The 22,294-nt window shown below is 49.4% G+C and carries 15 protein-coding genes; 6 read left to right on the plus strand and 9 right to left on the minus strand.

The window, feature by feature from the left end; translation table 11 throughout:
• Positions 1-27: 27 nt before the first annotated feature.
• Positions 28-1,581 (plus strand): sodium/sugar symporter, encoded by a 1,554-nt coding sequence (locus BQ9893_RS17995; protein WP_075967198.1) that lies wholly within the window; start codon positions 28-30, stop codon positions 1,579-1,581.
• A 42-nt stretch (positions 1,582-1,623) separates the two neighbouring features.
• A complete protein-coding gene (locus BQ9893_RS18000; RefSeq protein ID WP_075967199.1) occupies positions 1,624-4,623 on the plus strand; it encodes a glycoside hydrolase family 2 protein in 3,000 nt (999 codons plus the stop codon).
• Between the two features lie 55 nt (positions 4,624-4,678).
• Here the strand turns inward: BQ9893_RS18000 and BQ9893_RS18005 are convergent, their stop codons facing one another.
• Positions 4,679-5,851, minus strand: coding sequence for a C1 family peptidase (locus BQ9893_RS18005; protein ID WP_075967200.1), 1,173 nt, complete (start codon positions 5,849-5,851; stop codon positions 4,679-4,681).
• Positions 5,852-5,890: 39 nt separating this feature from the next.
• The gene (locus tag BQ9893_RS18010) at positions 5,891-7,501 is read right to left on the minus strand and encodes a dipeptidase (RefSeq protein WP_075967201.1); all 1,611 of its coding nucleotides are present in this window, start codon (positions 7,499-7,501) and stop codon (positions 5,891-5,893) included.
• A gap of 70 nt (positions 7,502-7,571) precedes the next feature.
• Here BQ9893_RS18010 and BQ9893_RS18015 point away from each other — a divergent pair, with 70 nt between their 5' ends.
• The gene (locus BQ9893_RS18015) at positions 7,572-9,146 is read left to right on the plus strand and encodes a beta-N-acetylhexosaminidase (RefSeq protein WP_075967202.1); all 1,575 of its coding nucleotides are present in this window, start codon (positions 7,572-7,574) and stop codon (positions 9,144-9,146) included.
• Positions 9,147-9,238: 92 nt separating this feature from the next.
• Here BQ9893_RS18015 and BQ9893_RS18020 read toward each other — a convergent pair whose 3' ends face one another.
• The 5 genes from BQ9893_RS18020 to BQ9893_RS18040 are packed head-to-tail and all read right to left on the minus strand — an operon-like array spanning position 9,239 to position 17,432.
• Positions 9,239-11,662, minus strand: coding sequence for an ABC transporter permease (locus tag BQ9893_RS18020; protein WP_075967203.1), 2,424 nt, complete (start codon positions 11,660-11,662; stop codon positions 9,239-9,241).
• A gap of 28 nt (positions 11,663-11,690) precedes the next feature.
• Positions 11,691-12,353, minus strand: coding sequence for an ABC transporter ATP-binding protein (locus tag BQ9893_RS18025; protein ID WP_075967456.1), 663 nt, complete (start codon positions 12,351-12,353; stop codon positions 11,691-11,693).
• Between the two features lie 17 nt (positions 12,354-12,370).
• A complete protein-coding gene (locus tag BQ9893_RS18030; RefSeq protein WP_075967204.1) occupies positions 12,371-14,776 on the minus strand; it encodes an ABC transporter permease in 2,406 nt (801 codons plus the stop codon).
• On the minus strand, positions 14,776-16,023 hold the full coding sequence (locus BQ9893_RS18035; RefSeq protein WP_075967457.1) for an efflux RND transporter periplasmic adaptor subunit: 1,248 nt from the start codon (positions 16,021-16,023) through the stop codon (positions 14,776-14,778). The genes BQ9893_RS18030 and BQ9893_RS18035 overlap by 1 nt, the downstream gene beginning before the upstream one ends.
• A gap of 35 nt (positions 16,024-16,058) precedes the next feature.
• Complete coding sequence (locus tag BQ9893_RS18040) at positions 16,059-17,432, minus strand: TolC family protein (RefSeq protein ID WP_075967205.1); 1,374 nt, start codon at positions 17,430-17,432, stop codon at positions 16,059-16,061.
• A gap of 238 nt (positions 17,433-17,670) precedes the next feature.
• Here BQ9893_RS18040 and BQ9893_RS18045 point away from each other — a divergent pair, with 238 nt between their 5' ends.
• Positions 17,671-18,438, plus strand: coding sequence for an AAA family ATPase (locus BQ9893_RS18045; RefSeq protein ID WP_075967458.1), 768 nt, complete (start codon positions 17,671-17,673; stop codon positions 18,436-18,438).
• A gap of 7 nt (positions 18,439-18,445) precedes the next feature.
• Here the strand turns inward: BQ9893_RS18045 and BQ9893_RS18050 are convergent, their stop codons facing one another.
• Complete coding sequence (locus tag BQ9893_RS18050; protein ID WP_075967206.1) at positions 18,446-18,949, minus strand: flavin reductase family protein; 504 nt, start codon at positions 18,947-18,949, stop codon at positions 18,446-18,448.
• A 376-nt stretch (positions 18,950-19,325) separates the two neighbouring features.
• The gene (locus tag BQ9893_RS18055) at positions 19,326-20,552 is read right to left on the minus strand and encodes a M16 family metallopeptidase (RefSeq protein ID WP_075967207.1); all 1,227 of its coding nucleotides are present in this window, start codon (positions 20,550-20,552) and stop codon (positions 19,326-19,328) included.
• Positions 20,553-20,675: 123 nt separating this feature from the next.
• Between BQ9893_RS18055 and BQ9893_RS18060 the strand changes: the two genes are divergently transcribed.
• A complete protein-coding gene (locus BQ9893_RS18060) occupies positions 20,676-21,293 on the plus strand; it encodes an SIS domain-containing protein (RefSeq protein ID WP_075967208.1) in 618 nt (205 codons plus the stop codon).
• Between the two features lie 5 nt (positions 21,294-21,298).
• Positions 21,299-22,228 (plus strand): carbohydrate kinase family protein, encoded by a 930-nt coding sequence (locus BQ9893_RS18065; protein WP_075967209.1) that lies wholly within the window; start codon positions 21,299-21,301, stop codon positions 22,226-22,228.
• The last annotated feature ends 66 nt before the right edge of the window (positions 22,229-22,294 follow it).

A 22,294-nucleotide genomic window follows, 5' to 3' on the forward strand; every position in this document is an offset into this window, starting at 1 on the left:
TACACCGAATAAGAACAAACAGATACCATGAACACAATCGATCTTATAATCTTTATAGCCTATTGCCTCTTGATTCTCTGTGTCGGCCTTTTTGTTTCGCGAGGCAAGAAGGGGAATGAACGGGATGCCGGCGATTATTTTCTGGCAGGGCGTGGACTTGCCTGGTGGGCGATAGGCGCTTCTATCATTGCTTCCAACATCTCGGCCGAACAGTTTGTCGGCATGTCTGGTTCCGGTTATGCCATTGGGCTGGCGATGGCGACCTACGAATGGATCGCTGCACTCGGACTGATCATCGTGGCGAAGTTTTTTATCCCCATCTTTTTAGAGAAAAAGATATTCACGATGCCTCAGTTTCTGGAAGAGCGTTTCGATAAACGGGTAAAGACGGTGATGGCCATTTTTTGGCTGGCTGTTTTCATTTTTATCAATCTTACCTCCATTCTGTATTTGGGAGCTTTGACAATCGAAAAGGTGATGGGAATCCCGATGCTTTATGGTATAATCGGACTGGCAGCCTTTGCCGGTATCTATTCGATTTACGGAGGACTGAAAGCGGTGGCGCTGACGGATGTGATCCAAGTCGTGTTCTTAGTTGGTGGCGGATTGGTCACGACCTATATCGCCCTGAACCTATTGGGGGAAGGTCACGGTGTGTTCCAAGGAATGGTCAACCTTTATGGTGAGGCGACTGATAAATTTCACCTGATCCTCGACAAGTCACATCCCAGTTATAAAGATCTGCCGGGTATTTCCGTGATCCTCGGTGGCCTCTGGGTGGCAAACCTCTATTATTGGGGGTGCAACCAGTATATTATCCAACGTGCGTTGGCAGCCAAGTCGGTCCGGGAGGCGCAGAACGGGATGCTTTTTGCCGGCTTCATCAAACTGTTTATCCCGCTGTTAGTTGTGATACCTGGAATTGCTGCCTTTGCATTGGAAGCACCATTGGCAAAGTCGGATGAGGCCTATCCGTGGCTGCTCAGTAACCTTCTTCCAGTAGGGGTAAAAGGAGTGGCTTTTGCTGCCTTGACTGCCGCGATCGTCAGTTCGCTTGCTTCGATGATGAACAGTATCTCCACGATCTTTACGATGGATATCTATCGTTTTTATTTTCGAAAGGAGGCGGGACAGAAAGAATTGGTCCGTACCGGGCGTTGGGCGAGTTTCGGCTCGTTGCTGATAGCCGTGCTGATCGCCCCGATGTTGTCGGGATTGGACCAGGCTTTCCATTATATCCAGGAGTTTACGGGGTTTGTCAGCCCGGGTGCCTTGTCGATATTCCTGGCCGGTTTCTTCTATAAGCGGGCAACGGCAAACGGGGCGCTGGCGGCGGCATTGGGATCGTTCGTCTTCTCCTTCGGCTTGAAATTCTTCTTCCCCGAACTTCCTTGGATGGACCGCATGGGGCTTGTGTTCCTGATATGCTGTGCGCTCATTGTCGTATTTGGGAAAAAGAATCAGCCCGTCAATGCCTATACGCTGCATGACCCGGCTTTGTTCCATACCGGCCGGATGTTCAATGTAATGTCAGTAGCCATACTGGTAATATTAATAGGCTTTTACTACTTTTGGTGGTAAATTGATGCACACGTAATCCGTGCCTAAAATATAAATATGCAAATGAAACAGATAAAGACAATACTATTCGCTTTCGGTTGCAGCTTCCTGCTGTCTGGTACGAAAGCATTCGCACAAGTAGAGAGGCTTCCTGATGAAGCGTCCTATCCGGTCTTACAGAAATTGGCCGGTGTCGAGTCGCCTGCCGTTTTGTTGAGTGGGACGTGGCAGTTCCGGTATTCCCCGGATAGCAAGTGGAACAAGATACAGGTTCCCGGCGAGCCTGCCATGCAGGGTTATGCCATCGAACATGACAAACCGTTCACCTACCGGAAGTCGTTTACCGTTCCGGCCGATTATGCCGGTAAACATACAATCTTGCGTTTCGACGGCGTCTACAGCCATGCCCGCCTGTTTGTGAACGGCACGTTCGTCCGCGAACATCATGGCGGCTTTACCCGTTGGGAGACGGATATCACCTCTTTTGTCCGTCCCGGAAAGAAAAACGAGATACGCCTCGAAGTGACGGACCGCTTGGACGATATCTCGTATGCCTCCGGTTATGCTCACCATCCGGTCGGAGGAATCCTGCGCGATGTGACTTTATTCGCATTGCCCGAAACTTGCCTGTATGACTTCTATGCCGAAACGCATTTGGATGCCGCCTACAAGGATGCAGTCTTGGAGATCGCTTACAAAGTCCCGGTTGCCGGAAGTACGGAAGTCGCCTATACGCTGACCGACCCGTCAGGCAAACACTATCCGTTAGCGCAATCCCGGTTCTCCCTGAAAGAGGGCGGGAATACGAATGAACTGTCCGTCAAGAATCCGTTGAAGTGGGATGCCGAACACCCGAACCTCTATACACTGACCGTCACCCTCAGCAAGGACGGAAAGGAGATCGGCCGTTTCGACCGCCGTATCGGTTTCCGTGACGTGAAGATAGAGAAAGACCGCATGTTGGTGAACGGCATGCCGGTGAAGCTGCGTGGAGCCTGCCGGCATGATATCCACCCGACATTGGGCCGCACGACAACTGCCGAACTGGACAGCCTCGATGTGATCCTCTTCAAACGTTCCAATATGAACTTTGTCCGTACCTCGCATTATCCTCCTACGGAACGTTTCTTAGAGTATTGCGACCACTACGGCATCTATGTGGAGAGCGAGACGGCCGTCTGCTTCGTCGATACCTACCGGCAGAAGAACTATGCGCCGGGTAAAACGCAGGACAGTGCCGAGTTCACGCCTCGCTATCTCTCGCAATGTCGCGAGATGGTGAAGTCGTTCCGTTCCCATCCCTCCATATTGTTCTGGTCGATCGGTAACGAAAGCGTGTACGGTGCGAACTTCCAGCAATGCTGGGATTGGGTGAAGGCGACAGACAAGACTCGTCCGGTTATATTCAGCTATCCCGGATCGGTCGGCGAGAAGAAGCCGATCTATGACATTCTGAGCATGCATTACCAGGATGTAAACGGAAACCTGAACCAATGGAATCGTTCTACCCGTGGTTTCCAGGGAGAAGGAATACCTGCCCTGTTCGACGAATGGGCGCATCCGGCGTGCTACACTTACGCTACCTTGCAGGAAGATCCGAATATCCGTGAGTTTTGGGGGCATTCGATCGAAAAGATGTGGAGTGGCCTCTTTGATGCTCCCGGTGGTTTGGGCGGTGCTATCTGGGGATATGTGGATGAAACATTTATGTTGCCCGAACCGAAGGTCGGGACTGCTTTCTGGAAAGAGTTTGCCCGTACCGCTAAACCGGAAGGCTATCAGGGCAAATGTGTCGGCTACGGAGAGTGGGGGATCGTGGATGTCTGGCGTCGTGAGAAACCGGAGTTTTGGGCTACCAAGAAAGCCTATTCACCGGTCCGCCTGATGACGACCGAGGTAGCATCTTTTCTGCCCGGACAGCGTTTGTTGCTTCCGGTGTATAACCGCTTCGACCATACAGACCTGGACGAGATCAAGATACGTTATACCTACAAGGGAGTGGAAAAAGAACTTTCCGCCCCTTCCATCGCACCCCACCAAAAGGGATTGTTGGTAATCCCTGCCGAGGCTTGGGAGAAGGGCGAACCGTTGTCAGTCCGTTTCTATACGGCTACAGGAGAGCTATTGGATGCTGAACAGGTTTCTTTGGGCTGTGATAACCATATTTACCTCACCGATTCGAAATCGTCTCCGGCAAACGGTGTGTTGCGGGTAGAAGAAACCGCCGATATGATTACGGTTAAAGGAAACGGTTTCGAGATACCCTTCTCCAAAGAAACCGGTCTGATCTGCAATGCGACTTCCAAAGGGCAGGTTATCATCGAGAAAGGCCCGTTCCTCCATCTCGACATCAACTTGAATCATCTGACCGGTGCCGAAGTACGTAAGAGTGCGCAGAAGTTCCTGACCTCCGATAGTGACTGGAAGAAACGAGGCTTGACTTATACCCGTAAAGAGGATGTGGTCGAAGTCGCTCTTTCCGGTTCCTACAAGGATGTGCAAACGGATATACTGATCCGGATCTCCGCTGGTGGTGAAATGAATGTCAGCTATATGGTTGTAGGCCAGCCGAACGGATACCTGCGTGAGACGGGCCTGTCTTTCTACTTGCCCGAACGCTTGGACTATCTGCAGTGGGAGCGTAAAGGTATGTGGAGTTGTTATCCCGAAGACGCTTTTGCCGGGAACACGGGTGAAACTACCCTCTATAACCCGAAGCCTGTACAATATGGTGAAAACCCCGATCAACCTTGGTCGTCCGATACGCACAACTATTACTATTGGGCGGATGCCGGCGCAAATTGTACCCGTCCGTTGACCCAAATGGCAAAGGGCATGAAGGAGAACATCTATCGCTATACCCTTTCCGCTACAGGCGAGAAAGCAGGGCTTACGGTTTGCTCGCCAGACGCATCCTTGGCTTGCCGTGCTTCCAAAAGAGGAGACGGGCAGTTGATGCTTTACATTAATAATCGTTGGGATTACCCGGAGATTGCCTGGGGCAACTATTGCAAGACGTTGGAGGCGGTGCCTTGCTATGGCGAGATGAAGATACGGTTCTGATTTGGATTCAGGCACGGATTACACGAACCCATGTAATCCGTGCCTATAAATATATTTATTTGATTCCTAACTTCCCCTTGATCGCTTTGGGTATCGCATCCTTATGAACCATTACATAGATGGTTTTGGCGCGGACGAAGCTCTCGGACATGTTCAGGTAGCCGCCGAACTTGTTGCGGTCGGTACCCCATGAGTTCTTGGTGATGTAATATTTCGTGCCGTTCTGGTCTTTTGTGATGCCGGTCACGTGCATCAGGTGGTCATCGGTAGTCACGAACGATTCGAAGCCGGCCTGGCGTACTTCCGGAGTTACGTTGACTTCCGGGTAGGGGCGTTCGAACTTGAACACCTCTTCCAAACGTTCCTTTTCACCTAATTTCTCGAAACGGGCGCGGTCCGTATTCGACAAGTCTTCCACTTTTTTTACTTCCGGGTTGATGGCGACACCGTTCGTAAAGGAGAATCCCTTCTCGCTCACGTCACCGTCCCAACAGACCGTATAGCCGTTTGTCAAAGCATGGTCCACCGTCTCCATCATTTCGTCGAGCGGCAGGTTGTACATCAGGGAATGTTCCCAGTTGTCGGGTACTTCCACGTCGAACTTCACATAATACGGATGATGCGTGAAACTGGTCAGTTCGATATAGTCGTCCATATTCAACCCTAACGATTCGGCGAATGACTTCGGCGTATACTCTTTTCCCTTATAAGTGAATTTCTCCGGCAGTTTGCCTAAATAGGTATCGAACAGGTTGTCGATCAGCTTGTAATATTCCGGACTGCGTGTTTTCGCCTTCACCGCCACATCCGCAAGTGCCTGCATATAGCGGACCATCTCGCTGTGGTTGTGCCGTTCGGAGTCGTAGTTGATACCCGTATACACCTCTTCCGGTACGATCCCCACCTGGCGGTATGCATTCATAAAGGTATGTGAAAGGCTGCCCTGCCCGATATTACCCTCTCCGCGACGCAGATAGTTGTCCTGCAATTGGTTCATATATTTCTGGCGGACGATGAACATCTCCGAAAGGTCATACGTCCCTTTTCCCATACGGAGCAGTTCGGATTCCATAAACGAAGTCGTGGCAAAGCACCAACAAGTCCCCGTTGCCGCCTGGTTCTTAACCGGGGTAGCGGGAACCGTTACCACTTCTGTAAACTGATATCCCTGGCCGAACGCTGCCGAAGCAGAGAACACCAGCATACAAGATAGAATAAGTGATTTCATGATTTATGAATTATGATTTATGAATAAAATGTCAATTGCTCAGAATCCTCTCGCGAACATCTTCCAGAACTCGTCCGCCATCTCCTGCCAGCGTAGGATTGTCGCACCGGCGAAGTCTGCCGTGTAGCCGGTCAGGAAAGCCCGTGCGGCCTCTTCCCCTTTGCTGCCCTGCAATTCTTTGTAGCGGTTTTCAACGAAAGGCATCTCCGATAAGCCCTTTTCCTCGAAGTGGGCTATCGCACCGTTGATCTTGTCTTTGGTCAATCCCCAGCGAACCGTAGCCAACTTGTTTGCCGTCCGGTATTTCCAGACGATGGCATCCTCGCGATGGCGGTGCTGCCCGCAGATACCGAAAGCAACCGGCAGGTCGGTCGTTCCTGCAAAGATCGGGATGCGCGGACTCTGTCCCGGATTGTCGAACGACAGCCAGGCAACGCCGCCTACTGCATCCGGCAGCCAACTGCGAAGCTGTATCACGTGCGAGTAAGAACATTGCGGAACTGCCACCAGGCGATTGCGAGTCACCGTCCCCGGTTTCACACTGTTCAGCATATTGACCATATCCGTCACCATCCACGGGTTTGCCGCCGGGCTGGTGATGGTGTCTGTCTTTTGTGTCTCCTTGTTCTTGACAGTAACTTTCAGGTTGCTTGTCATGTCCCATTCCGTTCCCTCGTAGGTCTGGCGCAGTAATGCCATCACATCCGTTACGGTAACCGCTTTGTCCGGCTTCACGCTAATCGGCAGTTCTTCTGCGTCGTACGACAGTTTGAGCGAAGGAGCCAATGCGTTCAGGATAAAATACTCGCGGATACTGAATGCCTTCGGTTCGCCGAAATAGTTGCCCCCGCTATAGGCTTTCCAAAATTTGAACGGTTCCTTGCCGTCCCAAAAGCCCATCTTTTTGGCAACGGAGAATACATTTTTTGAAGCCATATAATGATCCTCGTCTTTCAGGTCGAGCGTGGAGATACGCGAGATATTGGCCGATACCCCTACATGATCATCCGGGATACGGACAGCCGCCCATACACCACCGATTTTGTCCTGCCCTTCGCCGAACACCTCAAAATGCCAGACCTCGTTCGGATCGGCGATCGTCAGGCATTCGCCCGAATCCCCGTATCCGTGTTCGGCAACCAGTTGCCCGATCAGCCGTATCGCTTCGCGTGCCGTCGTGCAACGCTGTAAAGCGATCTTTTCCAGCTCCTCGATCAAGAACATCCCTTTCTTGTTCTGTAACTCTTTGCGTCCGGAGATTGTCGTTTCGCCAATCCCCAACTGTTTTTCATTGAGGCAGGGGTAAGCGGTATTCAGAAATTGATAGGTCGAGCGGGCTTCCGGTATCGTCCCCTTCAACTCCATGTTCGTGCGGTCGGCAGGATATTCGGTGTGCATGCGGCCGTTATAGATGGCAACCGTCGTGTCACGCTCGTAACGGGTGGCTGGGACGATCTCCATCCATGTGCGGTAGTTCCCGTCACAGGTGTGGCTGGTCATGACCGAACCATCAGCCGATGCTTTCTTTCCGATCATGATGCTTGTACAACTTTCGGGGGTATTGACCGGCCGGGAATATTCGATTTCCTGGCTTTGGAGGTTACTACAGTAACATATCAGAGCGATTGTAAGGAGAAAAAATCTATTCATGAGTTTTGTTATTTTGTTCAGCGGTTAAAGATATAAATTTTTATATATTTGCCCAATAATATAACAAACCATGAGAAAACTAATTTATTTAAGCACATTACTACTTCTATTCGTGTTGCCTTTGGCAGCACAACAACCTTTGCTCCCGACACCGGTAAAGGTACAGAACGGGAAAGGCTCGTTCACTATCGGAAAGAATCTGCAAATACAAGGTAATGGCGGGTATGCCGACAAGTTGGCCGCCGGGCTGCAATCCGAGTTGAAAGAAGCTGGTATGCAAGCGTCATCTGCCAGTGGAACCATCCGTCTGGAATTGACAAACGATTGCAAAATGGCCGATGAGGCCTATACGCTCATTGTCGAACCGAACAGTGTTCTATTGCAAGCCTCTTCCGAAGCCGGCCTGTTCTATGCCAAGGAAGCCCTTTTGCAACTCTCCCGTTTCGGTAAAGGCAATGTGCGGGTCTGCAAGATACAGGATCAACCCCGCTATGGATGGCGCGGTTTCATGTTAGACGAGAGCCGCCATTTCTTCGGTAAAGAAAAGGTGAAACAATATCTGGACATCATGGCGTCTCTTCGGCTGAATGTGTTCCACTGGCACTTGACCGACGAACCGGGCTGGCGTATCGAGATCAAGCGCTATCCGAAGCTCACCACCGAGGGGGCTGTTGGTAACTGGCATGATCCTAAAGCACCTGCTACGTTCTACACCCAGGAAGAGATCAAGGAGATCGTCGCCTATGCAGCCGACCGCCATATCATGGTCGTTCCCGAATTCGACATGCCGGGCCATGCTACTGCCGTCTGCCGTTCCTATCCCGAAATCTCCGGTGGAGGAGAGGGCAAATGGCAGCATTTCACGTTTCATCCTTGCAAAGAAGAAACGTTCGAGTTTATCAGCAACGTGCTCGACGAGATCGTCGCTTTGTTCCCTTCCCCTTATATCCATATCGGAGGCGACGAAGTGCACTACGGCAACCAAAGTTGGTTCACCGATCCCGAAATCCAGCAATTCATCAAAGATAAGAACTTGGGTAACGAGACGGGCCTGGAACAGTATTTTATTCGCCGTGCCGCCGATATCGTCGCATCCAAAGGCAAGACGATGATTGGCTGGGACGAGATGATCGATGCCGGTGTCTCTCCCGACAAAGCTGTCGTCATGTGGTGGCGCCACGACCGCAAACACCAGTTGGTGAAGGCGTTCGAAAATGGTTACCGGGTGATTATGACTCCGCGCCGTCCGTTGTATGCCGACTTCATCCAGTATGGTGGCCATAAAGTAGGTCGTGTATGGGGAGGTTACAACACGATCGAGAACATCTACTGTTTTCCCGAACCTATCATCCATCTGACGCGCGATTATGAAGATCAGGTGATGGGCCTTCAGTTCTCCCTTTGGACGGAACGGGTAGCCGATGCCAAGCGTTTGGACTATATGGCTTTCCCACGCTTGGTTGCTGTAGCCGAATCAGCTTGGACTCCTGCCAAATCAAAGGAATGCAGCCTCTTTATGCAAAAACTTCCTTATTTCTTGCAATACCTTGGTGAAAAAGGCATCTATTATTTCAACCCCTTCAATCCTGAATCTACACCCGAACCCGGCGCTCCTGATAAGGAAGATGTGTTGAAGAATGGATAAGAGATCAGGTATAGGCCGAATATTTCTGATTCGTATTATAACAGAGTACACTATTGGCGACTTATTTGGAGCCAATAATGTACTCTCTTTATTTATTCGTAGCGCAAGGACTTGGCCGGTTTGCTGAAGATGGTTTTGACCGTTTGCCAGCCGATGGTCAGCAAAGAAATCACACACAATAGGAGAACCGGAACGAAGAAGAACCAAGCTTTCCAGTCTGTACGGAACGAATAATGGTTTAGCCAGTCTCCCATAATCCAACCTGAAAGAGGAAGGGCGATGACAATAGCAATGGCAATCAGCAGGAAGAACTCGCGCCCCAACTCATAGAACAACTGTATCCTGGAAGCTCCCAGAACTTTTCGAATTCCCATCTCCCGGATACGGGTCGAACAAGAAAACATGACCAGGACACCCAATCCCATACAAGAAATAAAGATCGCCAGTATCGCAAAGAGTGCAATAATCACCCCGAATACTTCATCCTGCCGGTATTGCTGGTCGAAGAACTGGTCGAGAAAGAAATAATCATAGCTGGAATCCGGGAAATGACGTTCCCATGCACCTTCGACTTGCTTCACAAGATCACGCGGGTTACCGTTCTCCATAACGACAGAGATATAGCGTTGCTTCATCCAGCTCAGTTTCTCATGCAAGGCAAACAGGATCGGCGTATAATCTTTGTTAAGCGACTGCTGATGGTAATCTTTCACTACTCCGATGATCTGCATTGGCTGATCGACGGTTTCGACAGACAGACGTTGCCCCAAAGCAGTATCGACCGATTCGAATCCTAATGTACGTACGGCCGATTCGTTTAGGACAATTTTATAAAAATCTCCTCCATAATCTTCGGAAAAACCGCGACCGGCAACAAACTTCATGTCATAAGCATCCAGAAAATACTCGTCGCAGCTCAGCATCTCCAACAGGCGTGTCTGCTTTGTCACATCATTTTCGCGGACGATGGACAGAAAGTCGGCCACCTCCGTTCCGGGAACTGCACCGGAAACCGTCACTGTCCTGATAGAAGGCAAGAATGCTACTTCTTTCTTAAAAGCCTCCAACTTCATCGCAAGTTCCTCGCATTGTGCTGGGAACTTAAGTACCAATGTCTGATCTACCCGTACTCCCAAAGAAGCACTTCGCATGTATTGAAGTTGCGCGTACACAATCAATGTTCCGCAAAGCAATACCAAAGAAGCCGTGTATTGCAGCACCACCAGGACCTTACGGGTGGCCGTTGCCCCACGTGTATGGGTGAATTTCCCTTTCAGCATCCGGATAGGCTTGATACCGGATAAGATCGTAGCCGGGTAAAAGCCGGAAAGAAACACACCGATCGCGAAGATCAGCAACAGATACCATCCCAGCGAGGTCGTAAACCAGACAGAGAAACTCAGAGCTCGCCCCGTCAGATTATTGAAAGAAGGCATCAACGCTTCCATCAGCCCGACAGCCAGAATAAAAGCGATGCTGTTCGTTACCAGCGATTCGAAAAGGAACTGGAAAACGACCTGCCTTCGGCTTGCTCCTGAAGCTCGGCGTATACCGATCTCTTTTGCCCGTTCCATCGAACGGGCAACGGTCATGTTGATATAGTTGATCCAAGCGATACAAAGAATGGCAAGTGCCGTACAGATCAATACCCAGATAGAAGAGCGGTTCCCCTTTACTTCCGGCTCATATGCTTTCTGTGAATTCAGATGAATATCACGTAGATTCGTTAACTGAATTGCCCATGCTCTATTCTTCAACGCCTCTTCCGTCTTATATTTTTCGGCCATTTCCGGGAAATTGTCCTCTACTTGTGTCTTCAGATTTGCCGACTTCAATAAAACATACGAATAGACTTCGTGGCGATACCAATATTCATCCATCCATTTCGGGAGTGTCTTGTAAGAGATCAGGAGGCTATAGCGGACATGTGTATTGACCGGCATATCTTCCATGATACCCGTCACTTCGCAGGCTTCCTCTCCGATATTACTACGGAAGATCAGGATTTTCCCAATCGGATTTTCTCCCTTGAAATATTTGTGGGCAATCCGTTCGGTGATAACCACCTTGTTCGGCCCGTCCAGGCAGTTTTCCTTATTCCCTTTCAATAGTTTGAAATCAAAAAAATTGAAGAAGTTGGCCTCTGCATAACCGATACCGGTTTCGCGGTACAATAGCTCGTTGTATTTCACGACCTGTTCCGGATAATACTGGCTTCCGACACGGGTATAATCTTCAATGCCACTCATATTCTGCTTCATAGCCGTAGCATAGCCGGCAGACGAACTTGCCCAGTCGTCCGTCAGCTCTCCGTTCTCGAAGAAACGGGCTTCGACGCGGAAGATGCGGTCCTGCCGGGTGTGGATATCGTCGTAGCTGTACTCGAAGGCCACATATGTCAGGATCAGTAGGGCCGCTGCCATACCAATTGCCAGCCCGACAACATTGATGGCGCTGAACCCTTTCTTTTTGGTAAGGCTTCGCCACGCACTGTTCCAGTAATTTGATAATATCATGGTCCGATAGATTTTTATTTATAAATATTCAGGAAACGATTCGTCCGTCCAAAAGATGGATAATCCGGTGTGCAAAACCGGCATCCCGTTCCGAATGGGTAACCATGACGATCGTCGTTCCCTGCTTGTTCAGCTCACTGAGCAATTCCATCACCTCCGCCCCGTTTGTCGAATCCAGGTTCCCTGTTGGTTCATCGGCGAGAATCAAAGGACAATCTGTCACCACGGCACGTGCGATCGCCACACGTTGCTGTTGTCCGCCTGATAACTGTTGTGGAAAATGTCCGGCACGGTGCGCGATGTTCATCCGGTCGAGGACCTCCATCACCTTCCGTTTACGTTCAGACTTCCGGCCACCGAGATATATCAACGGTAATTCCACGTTCTCGAAGACCGTCAATTCATCTATTAGGTTGAAGCTCTGGAAAACAAAGCCGATATTCCCTTTACGGAAAACCGTCAACTGGTTTTCTCCCATTTTGTCTACCTCTTTGCCATTAAAGAAGTATTTTCCGGAGGTTGGAGAGTCGAGTGTCCCCAGGATATTCAACAAGGTTGATTTGCCACAAACCGAAGGCCCCATGATGGCTACAAACTCACCTTGTTTGATCTCAATGCTTACCTCGTTTAATGCCTTCGTCTGTACCTCTTCCGTAGTGAAGACCATAGACAGATTTTCTGTTTTAATCATATTCATATACATTTAAATTATTCATTCCTAAGAATACGCATCGGTTTCAACCGGATCACGCGCCACACCTGGCGAAGCACTGTCAGGAAAGCGATACACATCAACAACACAAATGCCACCCCGTACACCCACCAAGGCAATACGATATGAAAAGCATAACTTTCCAGCCATCCGTTCATCAAAACCACGGAAACAGGTAACCCCAATATGGTAGCAAGCACCGTAAGAAATAACAATTCACGTGTCAAAATGATAAAAAGACTTGTTTTCCCTGCCCCCAATACTTTTCGTATCCCGACTTCCTTCACTCGTGCCAGCATGGAAAAAAGTGTCACGACCCATAGACCCAAACAGGCTACGAAGACAGCCAAGAGTGACGCACTGGCAAAAATCCAACCAAAATTGCGATCCGACTTATACAAGCTGTCGCTATAATCATCCAAATAGAAATAAGAAAAAAAGGCGGACGGAAAATAAGTCCGATACATCTGTTCCACTTCAGCCAACCGATCAGAATTGACCGAACCATCCATTTTGACGGATATGTAAGGAGTCGCAATAAACGGAACCTGCTCTTTCAGAAAAAAGAGGATCGGCTTGTACGGTTCTGCAAGCGACTGCTGGTGATAGTCTTTCACAACTCCGATCACTTCGAGCGGTTCTTCCAGAACCTCCATGGCCAATTGTTCTCCTAAAGCCTTTTCCGGAGAAGAATAACCGAGCTGACGTACCGCTTCTTCATTTAAGATGACTTTATTCCGCTCATTGCCGTATGTTTCCGAGAAAGTACGTCCGCAAAACATATCCGGCGAGTAAAGCGGCAGATAGTCATAATCGACAGCAAACATCTGTATCAGTTTTACTTCGGAAAGGTCACTGCCGTAAGGACGATTGGTGAAGTAGTTCGCCACCTCGACACCCGGCACAGCACCGGAGACAGAAACATGAACGATATAAGGTATCTGTTCCAATCGTTTCTTGAAACTCTCCATTTTGACAGACATACCTTCGGTAAAAGCCGGATATTTCACCACCAGTATTCGGCTTGAAGAAACGGAAGAAGTTTCCTGTTGCATGTAATGAACCTGTCCGGTCACCACCAGCGTACCGGAAATCAAAACGAAAGAGGCGAGAAACTGGCCGACGATCAATACTTTCCGCATCCGGTTCCCTTTGTGGCTGTGCAACAACTTTCCCCGCATAATATCTGCCGGACGGATGCGTGTCAGCAGGAACGACGGATACAACCCGGTAAATAAAGTCCCCCCAATAAACACACTTGCCGCCATGACCCAGAATTCCGGAGAAAGGAATGCACCGGCAGCAAAATCCAGTTCCGCCCAACGGCGGGCAAAAGGCAATAACACTTCGACCCAACCGAGAGCCAAGATCAGAGCCGATAAGTTCAACAACCCGGCTTCTAACAATCCTTGCAGGACCACCTGCCTGCGAGAAGCTCCGAATGCTTTGCGGATGCCGAATTCCCTGCCTCGTTCCAAATAGCGGGCAACCGTCAGGTTCAATGCGTTCACCCAGCCGATCAACAAAAGAGCGATTGCCATCACGGAAAGGATTCGTATAGCCATACTGCTCCCTTTTCCCTCTTTTTCATAAGACTTGCGAGGAGTCAGATGAATATCATACAGATGGATCAATTCGACTTTCCAGTCCTTGTGCTTCAACGCCGTCGTCTTGTACTTCCCGGAGATGGCATGGAATGCCGTTTCGATATCGGCCGGTTTCTTTCCCGGTTCAAGCCGGATATATGTATAAACACCGTGAATATACCAAATGTCGCGCCTTGCCTCCGGAATAGTCGAAAAGGACAGCAGGAAGTCATAATGCAGATGCGAATTATAAGGCATATCGGCAATTACACCCGTCACTTCGAAATGCTGTTCGGACGAAGAAGTACGAAAAGCCAGCACTTTACCGATAGGTTCACCGTCGGCAAAATAACGGCGTGCGGCACTTTCGGTTATCACCATTGTATTCGGACGGATCAATTGTTCGCTTTTTCCCCCTTTGAGGATCGGAAAATTGAAGAGCTCGAAGAATGCCGGTTCGGTATAGCAATACTGCTCTTCTATGAACTGCCGGTCGCCAAACGTTACCTCTTGCCCGCGATCTTGTGCTGTCACACGTACATATTGTTCAATACCTGGAATCTCGCGAGACATGGCGGGGGCATGCCCGAAAGAAGTCGTCGCCCAATTGTCTGTCAAAGTTGCCCCTTCATAGAGGCGGCTCTCCACACGGTAGACACGGTCTCCGTTATGGAACGAATCGAAACTCAATTCAAACCATACATAGAGCATAATCAGCAAGGCTGCACCGATACATACGGAAAGACCGAACACATTCAGGACGGAAAGAGACTTTCGCGCCCGCTGGCTTTTGATTACCTGAGACCAATATTCCATCAGCGTAAAATTAATCGTTCATTTTCACCAAACAAGTCATATCCGGAAATAATCACTTTATCTCCCGGTTGCAGTCCTTCCACAATTTCGTAATATTGCGGGTTCTGGCGGCCAATACGAACAGGACGGCGGCGAGCAGTCCTCCCTTCTTCGTCCACGACATACATATACTCTCCGCCACTTGCCTGATAAAAGCTTCCACGGGGAATGATCACTGTTTGAACGGGATCACCCAATTGCAGATTCAGGTGGTAGGTCTGTCCGGCACGGATATTTTCCGGTCGGGCGGAGATGAAATGCAGGTCGGTTCGAAACTGCCCTTCTCGCACTTCCGGGTAGACTTTCGTTACTTCCATATCGTATTTTTTTCCCTCCCGTTCAAAACTGGCGGGGAGATCGGACATGACACGCTCCACGTAGTGTTCGTCGATCTTGGCTTCCACTTTCAGTTCGGGTGTGATTATCTGCCCGATGCGTTCACCCTGAGCGATGGACTGGCCTATCTGAGCTTCCAGATTTCCTAACTGGCCATTGACGGGAGTCTTCACTTTCAGGTTTTCCAGACGCTCACGGACCAAGGCGAGACTCTTCTTCATATTTCGGATATTCTCATCGAGACTCTGCAGTTGGCTGCTGCGAAACAGGTCGTCCTGCTTGATGCGTTCATCCACGACCGTAAGCTGTCCGAGGGCAGCCTCGTAATCTTCTTTAGCTTGCAGGAAATCTTCACGGGAAAGCAGCTCCTTTTTATAAAGGCGATCGTATTGCCGGAAACGGCGTTCCTTCTGTGTCAGTTCTTTGTTCAAGGCGATACGATCCTGTTTCAGCCTGAGATGTTCCTGTTCCATGCTGATACGGGTGTTGCGCAACTCGTTCTCCTGATAGGCCAGGTCAGCCTCGCTTTGCAGGATGCCGATGTTCAGGAGTGGGTTACTGAGACGGAGTATCACGTCGCCCGCCTTCACTTGTTCTCCTTCCTCGATCAGACGTTCTTCAACACGGCCGCCTTCGATGGCATCGAGATAGATGATACGGTCCGGCAATACCTGCCCGATGACACGGATATAGTCGTTAAACTCTCCTTTTTGCACGGTGGCGATCGTAATCCGCTCTTTCTCCACCTTCATGGAAGAGGAGGTGTCGCGAAAAATGAACCAGAGCAAGCAAAACAGTATGGCGACTCCTCCTGCTACGGTATAGATGTGTTTCTTCTGAAATCGAGACTTCCGCTCAATGCGGGTGTCCATGTTGTTATTCATCATCATTTATTATATTTTATCTGTTACTTGCGGGTCGATTCAGAGGTAACGAACGATCCGGTTCTATAAAACTCCACTAATTTCTTTTTCAACTCATACTGCAACCGGGTACGACTCAATTCTGCCTTAGCCATGATATAAAGATTCCGCTTCTCCATCAGCTCGAAGACAGAAATCATTCCTTCTTCCCATTTCTCCTCGCTCTCTCTCAGTGTGATGGATGAAGAACGAAGTTGTTCGAGCGCCTGCCTATGTTCCTCTATGGATGCCCGAAGTGACAGGCATGCATCGTCTATCTCTTTATAGAGGCCGATACGTTGTTGTTCGTTCTCGTTTTGTATCTGGCGTAGGCGGAAACGCTCTTTTCTGACACCGGTCAGGCGGGAAAATCCACTGAACAAGGGCAGCGAAACACTCACACCGATATATTTATTCATATTATTTTTCAACTGCTCCTTGATCGGGACGATTCCGCCCGACTCATTCCTTTCCGTGTCGTAGTAACCGGAATAGAGGCTGAACTCCGCCTTGACGGAGGGAGAGAAAGCACCGGACGCTATCGCCAACGACTTGCGGGAAGCCCTTTCCCTCAACTCCATAGCCCGGAATTCCGGCAGTGAAGTCTCGGAGGCGGCATAGAGTTCGTTGGAATCGGGAGCAGGTAATGCGGGAAGCTCATTCTCCTTATCGGGGAGGATTGCCAATGTATCGGCATTCCGCATATTCAATAGTTCCTTCAAGGCAAGCAACGAGAAGCGGCAACTGTTAGCCTTCACTGTCTCCTGGTAAACATCGGATTGCAGGCGTGCTTTTACTTCCTGCAAATCAGAAGGGGAACGCATGCCCAGTTCTACATATTCGAGCATCTGTCCATGATAGCGTTCGCTCAGCTTCCGCTGCTCGACGGCAAGCCGATACATCTTCTCGTCGAAGCGGAGCCGAAAGAAAGCATCCATCACCTCAAATGCAATCCGGTTCTCTTCGATCTTCTCCGTAAGGCCACTGAGTTGCCTGTTCAGTTTGCGGAATTGCAAACGGTTGACGCGTGTAAACCCGTCGAACACAGGAAGCGAAACATTCAATCCCACCGTACTTTCCAGAAAGGAAGAGGAAGTATAGAGATTTGTCTTCGGGTCCACCGAACGTCCCAAACGTTTTCCCAACGCACCGGTAGTACTCACCGAGGGAAGGAAATCGCCATAAGCGGCAGTCAGATCTTCTCCGGCAATCCGCGTATCCAGGCGGCTGTTCCGTATCCGGTAGTTCTGCTCGACGGCGTAGCGCATGCAATCGTCCACCGTCCAACCGGATTGTGCCTGCAAGTTTCCCGATGAAATCAGGAAGACGAGAAGGAAAAGAGAGAAACCTCGTTTAATCGTTATTTGTGCATTCATCATGCCAGAAAGGAAGCAAATGGCGTGCCAGAAATGTAATGTTCAGATTATCAGGCGTAATTAAAGAAGTTCCCTTGGCGATCGTCCAATTTTTTGACGCCCGACCGTCCAACTATTTGACACTGGCTCTTACCCCGTTTCCCGCAAGCGAAGGATTTAATTGAAAATAGAGAATCCTGAATTGTTTTTCTTTCGTACCTTAGTCCCCGAAGACAGAGTTTCCAACATTATCAGTATCAAAATGATTTATCTGAAGCAAATCAAACTAATCAATCCGGACGAAGTATCAGGACCGGTAGAAGACTTGAAATATCCGTACAAGGCGGCAGCCGTGCGCTATATGGATGAACTTGTGTTCACGAAGCCCGTCACGTTCCTGGTGGGAGAAAACGGAATCGGTAAGTCGACCCTATTAGAGGCCGTCATGTATAAATACGAGAGGCGTGATGAAGATTTGCAAGGTATGCTGAATGATGGAGACGAGAGTCACAAAGTACTCGCCAATGTCTTGCCCGGCCAGATTCGCTTAGTGGAGGTGCGCAAGCCGGACGATCATTTCTTTTTCCGTGCCGAATCCTTTTTTGATCACGCCCGCGAGATCGATGCCCAGTCGATGCGCGACATCCTCAAATATGGGCGCGACTATTCTATGGGGCGCTACGGAGGACGACGCCTGCTGGAACAGTCGCACGGTGAAAGTTTCCTCAGCACGTTCCTCAACTATGGAGAGCGGAACATGCTTTATATTCTCGACGAGCCGGAAGCAGCCCTTTCCCCCCAACGCCAACTGTCGCTGCTCGTACGGATAAAAGAGTTGGCAGATCAAGGATGCCAACTTATCATTTCCACTCATTCGCCGATACTGATGGCTTATCCGGGAGCAGACATCTACAACATAGACGAAAACGGTGCCCGTCTGACTCCTTTTGAGGAGACAGAACATTACCAACTGACGAAATATTTCCTGACGCACACGGAGCAGATGCTCCGTGAACTGGGAATCGTCTAAGCCAGGCTCAGGACCAGGCATTCACGATTTCTGCTACATAGACGTTGTGCGGGTTTCCGGATGTTGCGTTGTACCACTTATCGTATAAGGCGGAATCGACAAAATGATCCTTGTCAATCTTTGTCACGTAAAGGGTCTTACATTCGAGCGTCAGGCGCGATTCCTTGAAACAAGGGTTACCCAGATCGGTAAAACAAGGCGTCAAACCCGTTGCAGCAACCTTGTCGATATCCCGTCCCGACTTCGAACCGCAAATCTTGTGGGCGGCCTTATGCTCTTCTCCTAAGAAAGAAAGTGTGAAAAAGCCCTTTGCATCGACAAACTCGCGGGTATAACGTTCCGGACGAATAAAAACAAACACTACCGGCTTGTTCCACAGGAAACCTACGCCTCCCCAACTTGCCGTCATCATGTTGAACTTATCCTTGTCGCCGGCGCTTACCAGCATCCACTCTTTTCCGATTATCTCTATGAAATTGTCTTTGATCAGACTCGGTTCTATTGCCTTCATAATATTATATCTTATTTTATAACCTCCCAAAGATACGGAAATATTCATTTACGTATGTGCTGAACTTAAATATCTCTTTGTGGTATGCCGGCTGACGTCTGCAAAGAAGGTCCATGCATATCCGGGATGATGAAGGAACATGTTTTTAAGATTATCAAAATGTCACTACTACCCCCTCTAAATCGGATTAGTACCCCATGTTTTTGGAATTACACTAACGGGTAATATTTTTTAACCTTTCATAAAGTACAGATTTATCCGGATAGAGATAATAAAATGACATTTGCCCAAACTCTCTTAATTGAAAAGTCGGGTGTCCGATAAAGACAAGTTGTCGGAATTGAAAAGGGAAGAGGAGAGTATAGGCTAACGTCTCTTATTGATAGATCAGGCTGAACAGACGTTCCGGCGCAAAAACCTCGTTAGCGACTTCCTGTATCTCTTCGGCAGTCAGTTTTTCCAACTTGGCAAAAACTTCCGGCAGGGTGTCGTAGCGGTTATAATGGAGGAAACTCTTACCCAAGCCCAGAAACAGACCTTCCCGGTTATCGCCTGAGACACCTAATTGCCCGATCACTTGTTTTTTGGCTGCTGCCAATTGGGTTGCGGTCAACTTCACATCGCGCAGCTTGGCCAGTTCCTTATGAACGAGCTTGATCGCTTTCTCTTTGTTTTTCGGATCGGTTCCGAAATAGATGCTCGCCAGCCCTGTATCAGTATAAGAAGTCACGTTCGATTCGACGTTATAGACAAGTCCGTTCTTCTCCCGGAGAGAGACGTTCAAACGGTTGTTCATCCCCGGACCTCCCAAAAGGTTGTTCAGCAAGAACAGAGGCAGGCGTTTCTCATCGTGCATGCTGTATGCCCGTCCTCCGATCAGCACATGTGCCTGATGGGTATCTTTGTGTATTTGGCGGCTGGAGGGGAGTATCTTACCTGGGGCTGTCCGGTTACGTGCCGCCATCGGAAAAGCAATATCAGACAGGGTGCTTTCCGCCATCTGTACGATCTTCTTGAACGGGATACGGCCCATCGAGAAGAACACCATGTTTTCGGGAGCATAGAAACGCCTCATAAACGATTTGCCAGACTCGCTTCCAAAACTGAGCAACGATTGCTCGTCTCCCAAGATATTATGCCCCAATGCATGGCCCTCGAACAGCAGATTCTCGAATTCATCGAAAATCAGTTCCGATGGACTGTCTTCGTATGAATTGATTTCGTCCAGGATCACGTCCACCTCTTTCTCTATCTCCTGTTCCGGAAACTGCGAATGGAACACCAGGTCGGCCAGCAGTTCGAAAGCCCGCCGGAAATGTTCCTCCATAAAAATGGAATAAACGAAAGTCTCCTCTTTTGTGGTATAGGCGTTCAGTTCTCCTCCCACATTCTCCATCCGGTTCAGGATATGCCAGGACTTACGCTTTTCCGTTCCTTTAAATATCATGTGTTCGACAAAGTGAGCCAATCCGAATTCGTCCGCCTCCTCATCCCGTGTCCCCGCATTTACGGCAAACCCGCAATACGATACCGGAGACGCAGCAGGAAGATGTACGATACGCAAACCATTCGGCAAAATATGTGAGAAATAATCTTTTTCCATTATCGATTCATTAGAGGGCACAAAAGTACAAAAATATATGCCTCCGGCTGTGCAGGTATCATTAAAATAGATACATTTGTACTTTGTTAAATTCATAACATATATAGAATCATTTTAGAAGCTATGATAAACGAAGCAATCTCGTCTATTCTGCAACAAGAAGCTGAAGCTGTACGCAATATCCCGATAACCAGCGGTTATGAAGAGGCAGTGACACTCATTGTGAAACATGTGCATGAACTCGGTGGAAACCTGATCACCAGCGGTATGGGAAAAGCAGGGCAGATCGCCATGAACATCGCGACCACTTTCTGCTCGACCGGTACGCCCGCCTACTTCCTGCATCCCAGTGAAGCACAACATGGCGACCTCGGTATCGTCCGCAAGAACGATGTCATGTTGCTCATCTCCAATTCCGGCAAGACACGCGAACTGCTTGAACTGGTGGAGTTGACACGTGGTCTTGTGCCGGAGATGCAGTTTATCGTGATCACCGGTAATCCGGACAGCCCGCTGGCAGGCGAAGCGACGATTTGCCTGCCGACCGGTGCGCCGAAAGAAGTGTGCCCCTTAGGACTCACCCCCACCACATCGACCACAGTCATGACGGTAATAGGCGACCTGCTGGTAGTCGGTACCATGAAGCGTATAAATTTCGGCTATCCCGATTATGCCAAACGGCATCATGGCGGTTACCTGGGTTCGAAAAGTCGCGAACAGTGTAAAAACGAAAACAGATAAGCAGCATGAGGAAGGTAATCGGTATCGGAGAAACCATTCTCGACATCATCTTCAAGAACAACCAACCCCATGCGGCTGTGCCCGGCGGGTCGACTTTCAACGGCCTTATCTCGTTAGGCCGCCTCGGAGTGCCTGTCTCCTTCATCAGCGAAGTCGGCAATGACCATGTCGGTGACATCATTCGTGACTTCATGACGGAAAACAACCTTTCCACCCGCTATGTCGATCGTTTTCCGGACGGCAAAAGTCCAATCTCGCTCGCATTTTTGGATGGCGACAGTAATGCCAACTATACCTTTTATAAGGACTATCCGAAGCAACGCCTCAATGTGCCCTTGCCGGAGATCAACGAAGACGATATTTTTATCTACGGTTCCTACTATTCACTGAATCCTGCGCTCAGAGGACGGATGGTTGAATTTCTCGATTATGCACGCCAGCGCAAGGCTATCCTTTACTACGATCCGAATTTCCGTAAGGCACATGCCCACGAAGCGATACGCCTCGCCCCGACATTGCTCGAGAACTTCGAATATGCTGATATCGTACGCGGCTCGGACGAGGACTTCCTCAATATCTTCGGGGAGACCGACAGTGAAAAGGTCTATACCGACCATATCCGTTTCTACTGCGACCGCTTCATCACCACTCACGGAGCCGGAGGCGTGAATCTCTATCATGGAGACTTACGCTGTCATTTCGACTCGCCTGCCATCCATCCGGTCAGTACGATCGGGGCTGGCGACAACTTCAATGCAGGCATTCTTTACGGGCTGTTAAAATATAATGTCCGCCATTGCGACCTCGCCAATCTTTCCCGGGAGACGTGGGCGAACATCATCCGCTGCGGGATCGATCTGGCAGCCGAGGTTTGTTGCAGTTACGATAATTACATTTCTAAAGAATTTGCAACTTCCTACCTCTCTCAGTCTTAAATATCATTAACCGGGGAGATAAAGGGGTATAAAGACACATGTTTTTCACTATCTTTGCTTTGCATG

Origin of the sequence: Parabacteroides massiliensis (assembly GCF_900155425.1) — a bacterium.
GTDB lineage: Bacteria > Bacteroidota > Bacteroidia > Bacteroidales > Tannerellaceae > Parabacteroides > Parabacteroides massiliensis.

Excerpts from the sequence above, each read along its gene's own strand:
- BQ9893_RS17995 (WP_075967198.1), top strand. The coding sequence starts at position 28 with ATGAACACAATCGATCTTATAATCTTTATAGCCTATTGCCTCTTGATT.
- BQ9893_RS18000 (WP_075967199.1), top strand. The coding sequence starts at position 1,624 with ATGAAACAGATAAAGACAATACTATTCGCTTTCGGTTGCAGCTTCCTG.
- BQ9893_RS18005 (WP_075967200.1), bottom strand. The coding sequence starts at position 5,851 with ATGAAATCACTTATTCTATCTTGTATGCTGGTGTTCTCTGCTTCGGCA.
- BQ9893_RS18010 (WP_075967201.1), bottom strand. The coding sequence starts at position 7,501 with ATGAATAGATTTTTTCTCCTTACAATCGCTCTGATATGTTACTGTAGT.
- BQ9893_RS18015 (WP_075967202.1), top strand. The coding sequence starts at position 7,572 with ATGAGAAAACTAATTTATTTAAGCACATTACTACTTCTATTCGTGTTG.
- BQ9893_RS18020 (WP_075967203.1), bottom strand. The coding sequence starts at position 11,662 with ATGATATTATCAAATTACTGGAACAGTGCGTGGCGAAGCCTTACCAAA.
- BQ9893_RS18025 (WP_075967456.1), bottom strand. The coding sequence starts at position 12,353 with ATGATTAAAACAGAAAATCTGTCTATGGTCTTCACTACGGAAGAGGTA.
- BQ9893_RS18030 (WP_075967204.1), bottom strand. The coding sequence starts at position 14,776 with ATGGAATATTGGTCTCAGGTAATCAAAAGCCAGCGGGCGCGAAAGTCT.
- BQ9893_RS18035 (WP_075967457.1), bottom strand. The coding sequence starts at position 16,023 with ATGGACACCCGCATTGAGCGGAAGTCTCGATTTCAGAAGAAACACATC.
- BQ9893_RS18040 (WP_075967205.1), bottom strand. The coding sequence starts at position 17,432 with ATGATGAATGCACAAATAACGATTAAACGAGGTTTCTCTCTTTTCCTT.
- BQ9893_RS18045 (WP_075967458.1), top strand. The coding sequence starts at position 17,671 with ATGATTTATCTGAAGCAAATCAAACTAATCAATCCGGACGAAGTATCA.
- BQ9893_RS18050 (WP_075967206.1), bottom strand. The coding sequence starts at position 18,949 with ATGAAGGCAATAGAACCGAGTCTGATCAAAGACAATTTCATAGAGATA.
- BQ9893_RS18055 (WP_075967207.1), bottom strand. The coding sequence starts at position 20,552 with ATGGAAAAAGATTATTTCTCACATATTTTGCCGAATGGTTTGCGTATC.
- BQ9893_RS18060 (WP_075967208.1), top strand. The coding sequence starts at position 20,676 with ATGATAAACGAAGCAATCTCGTCTATTCTGCAACAAGAAGCTGAAGCT.
- BQ9893_RS18065 (WP_075967209.1), top strand. The coding sequence starts at position 21,299 with ATGAGGAAGGTAATCGGTATCGGAGAAACCATTCTCGACATCATCTTC.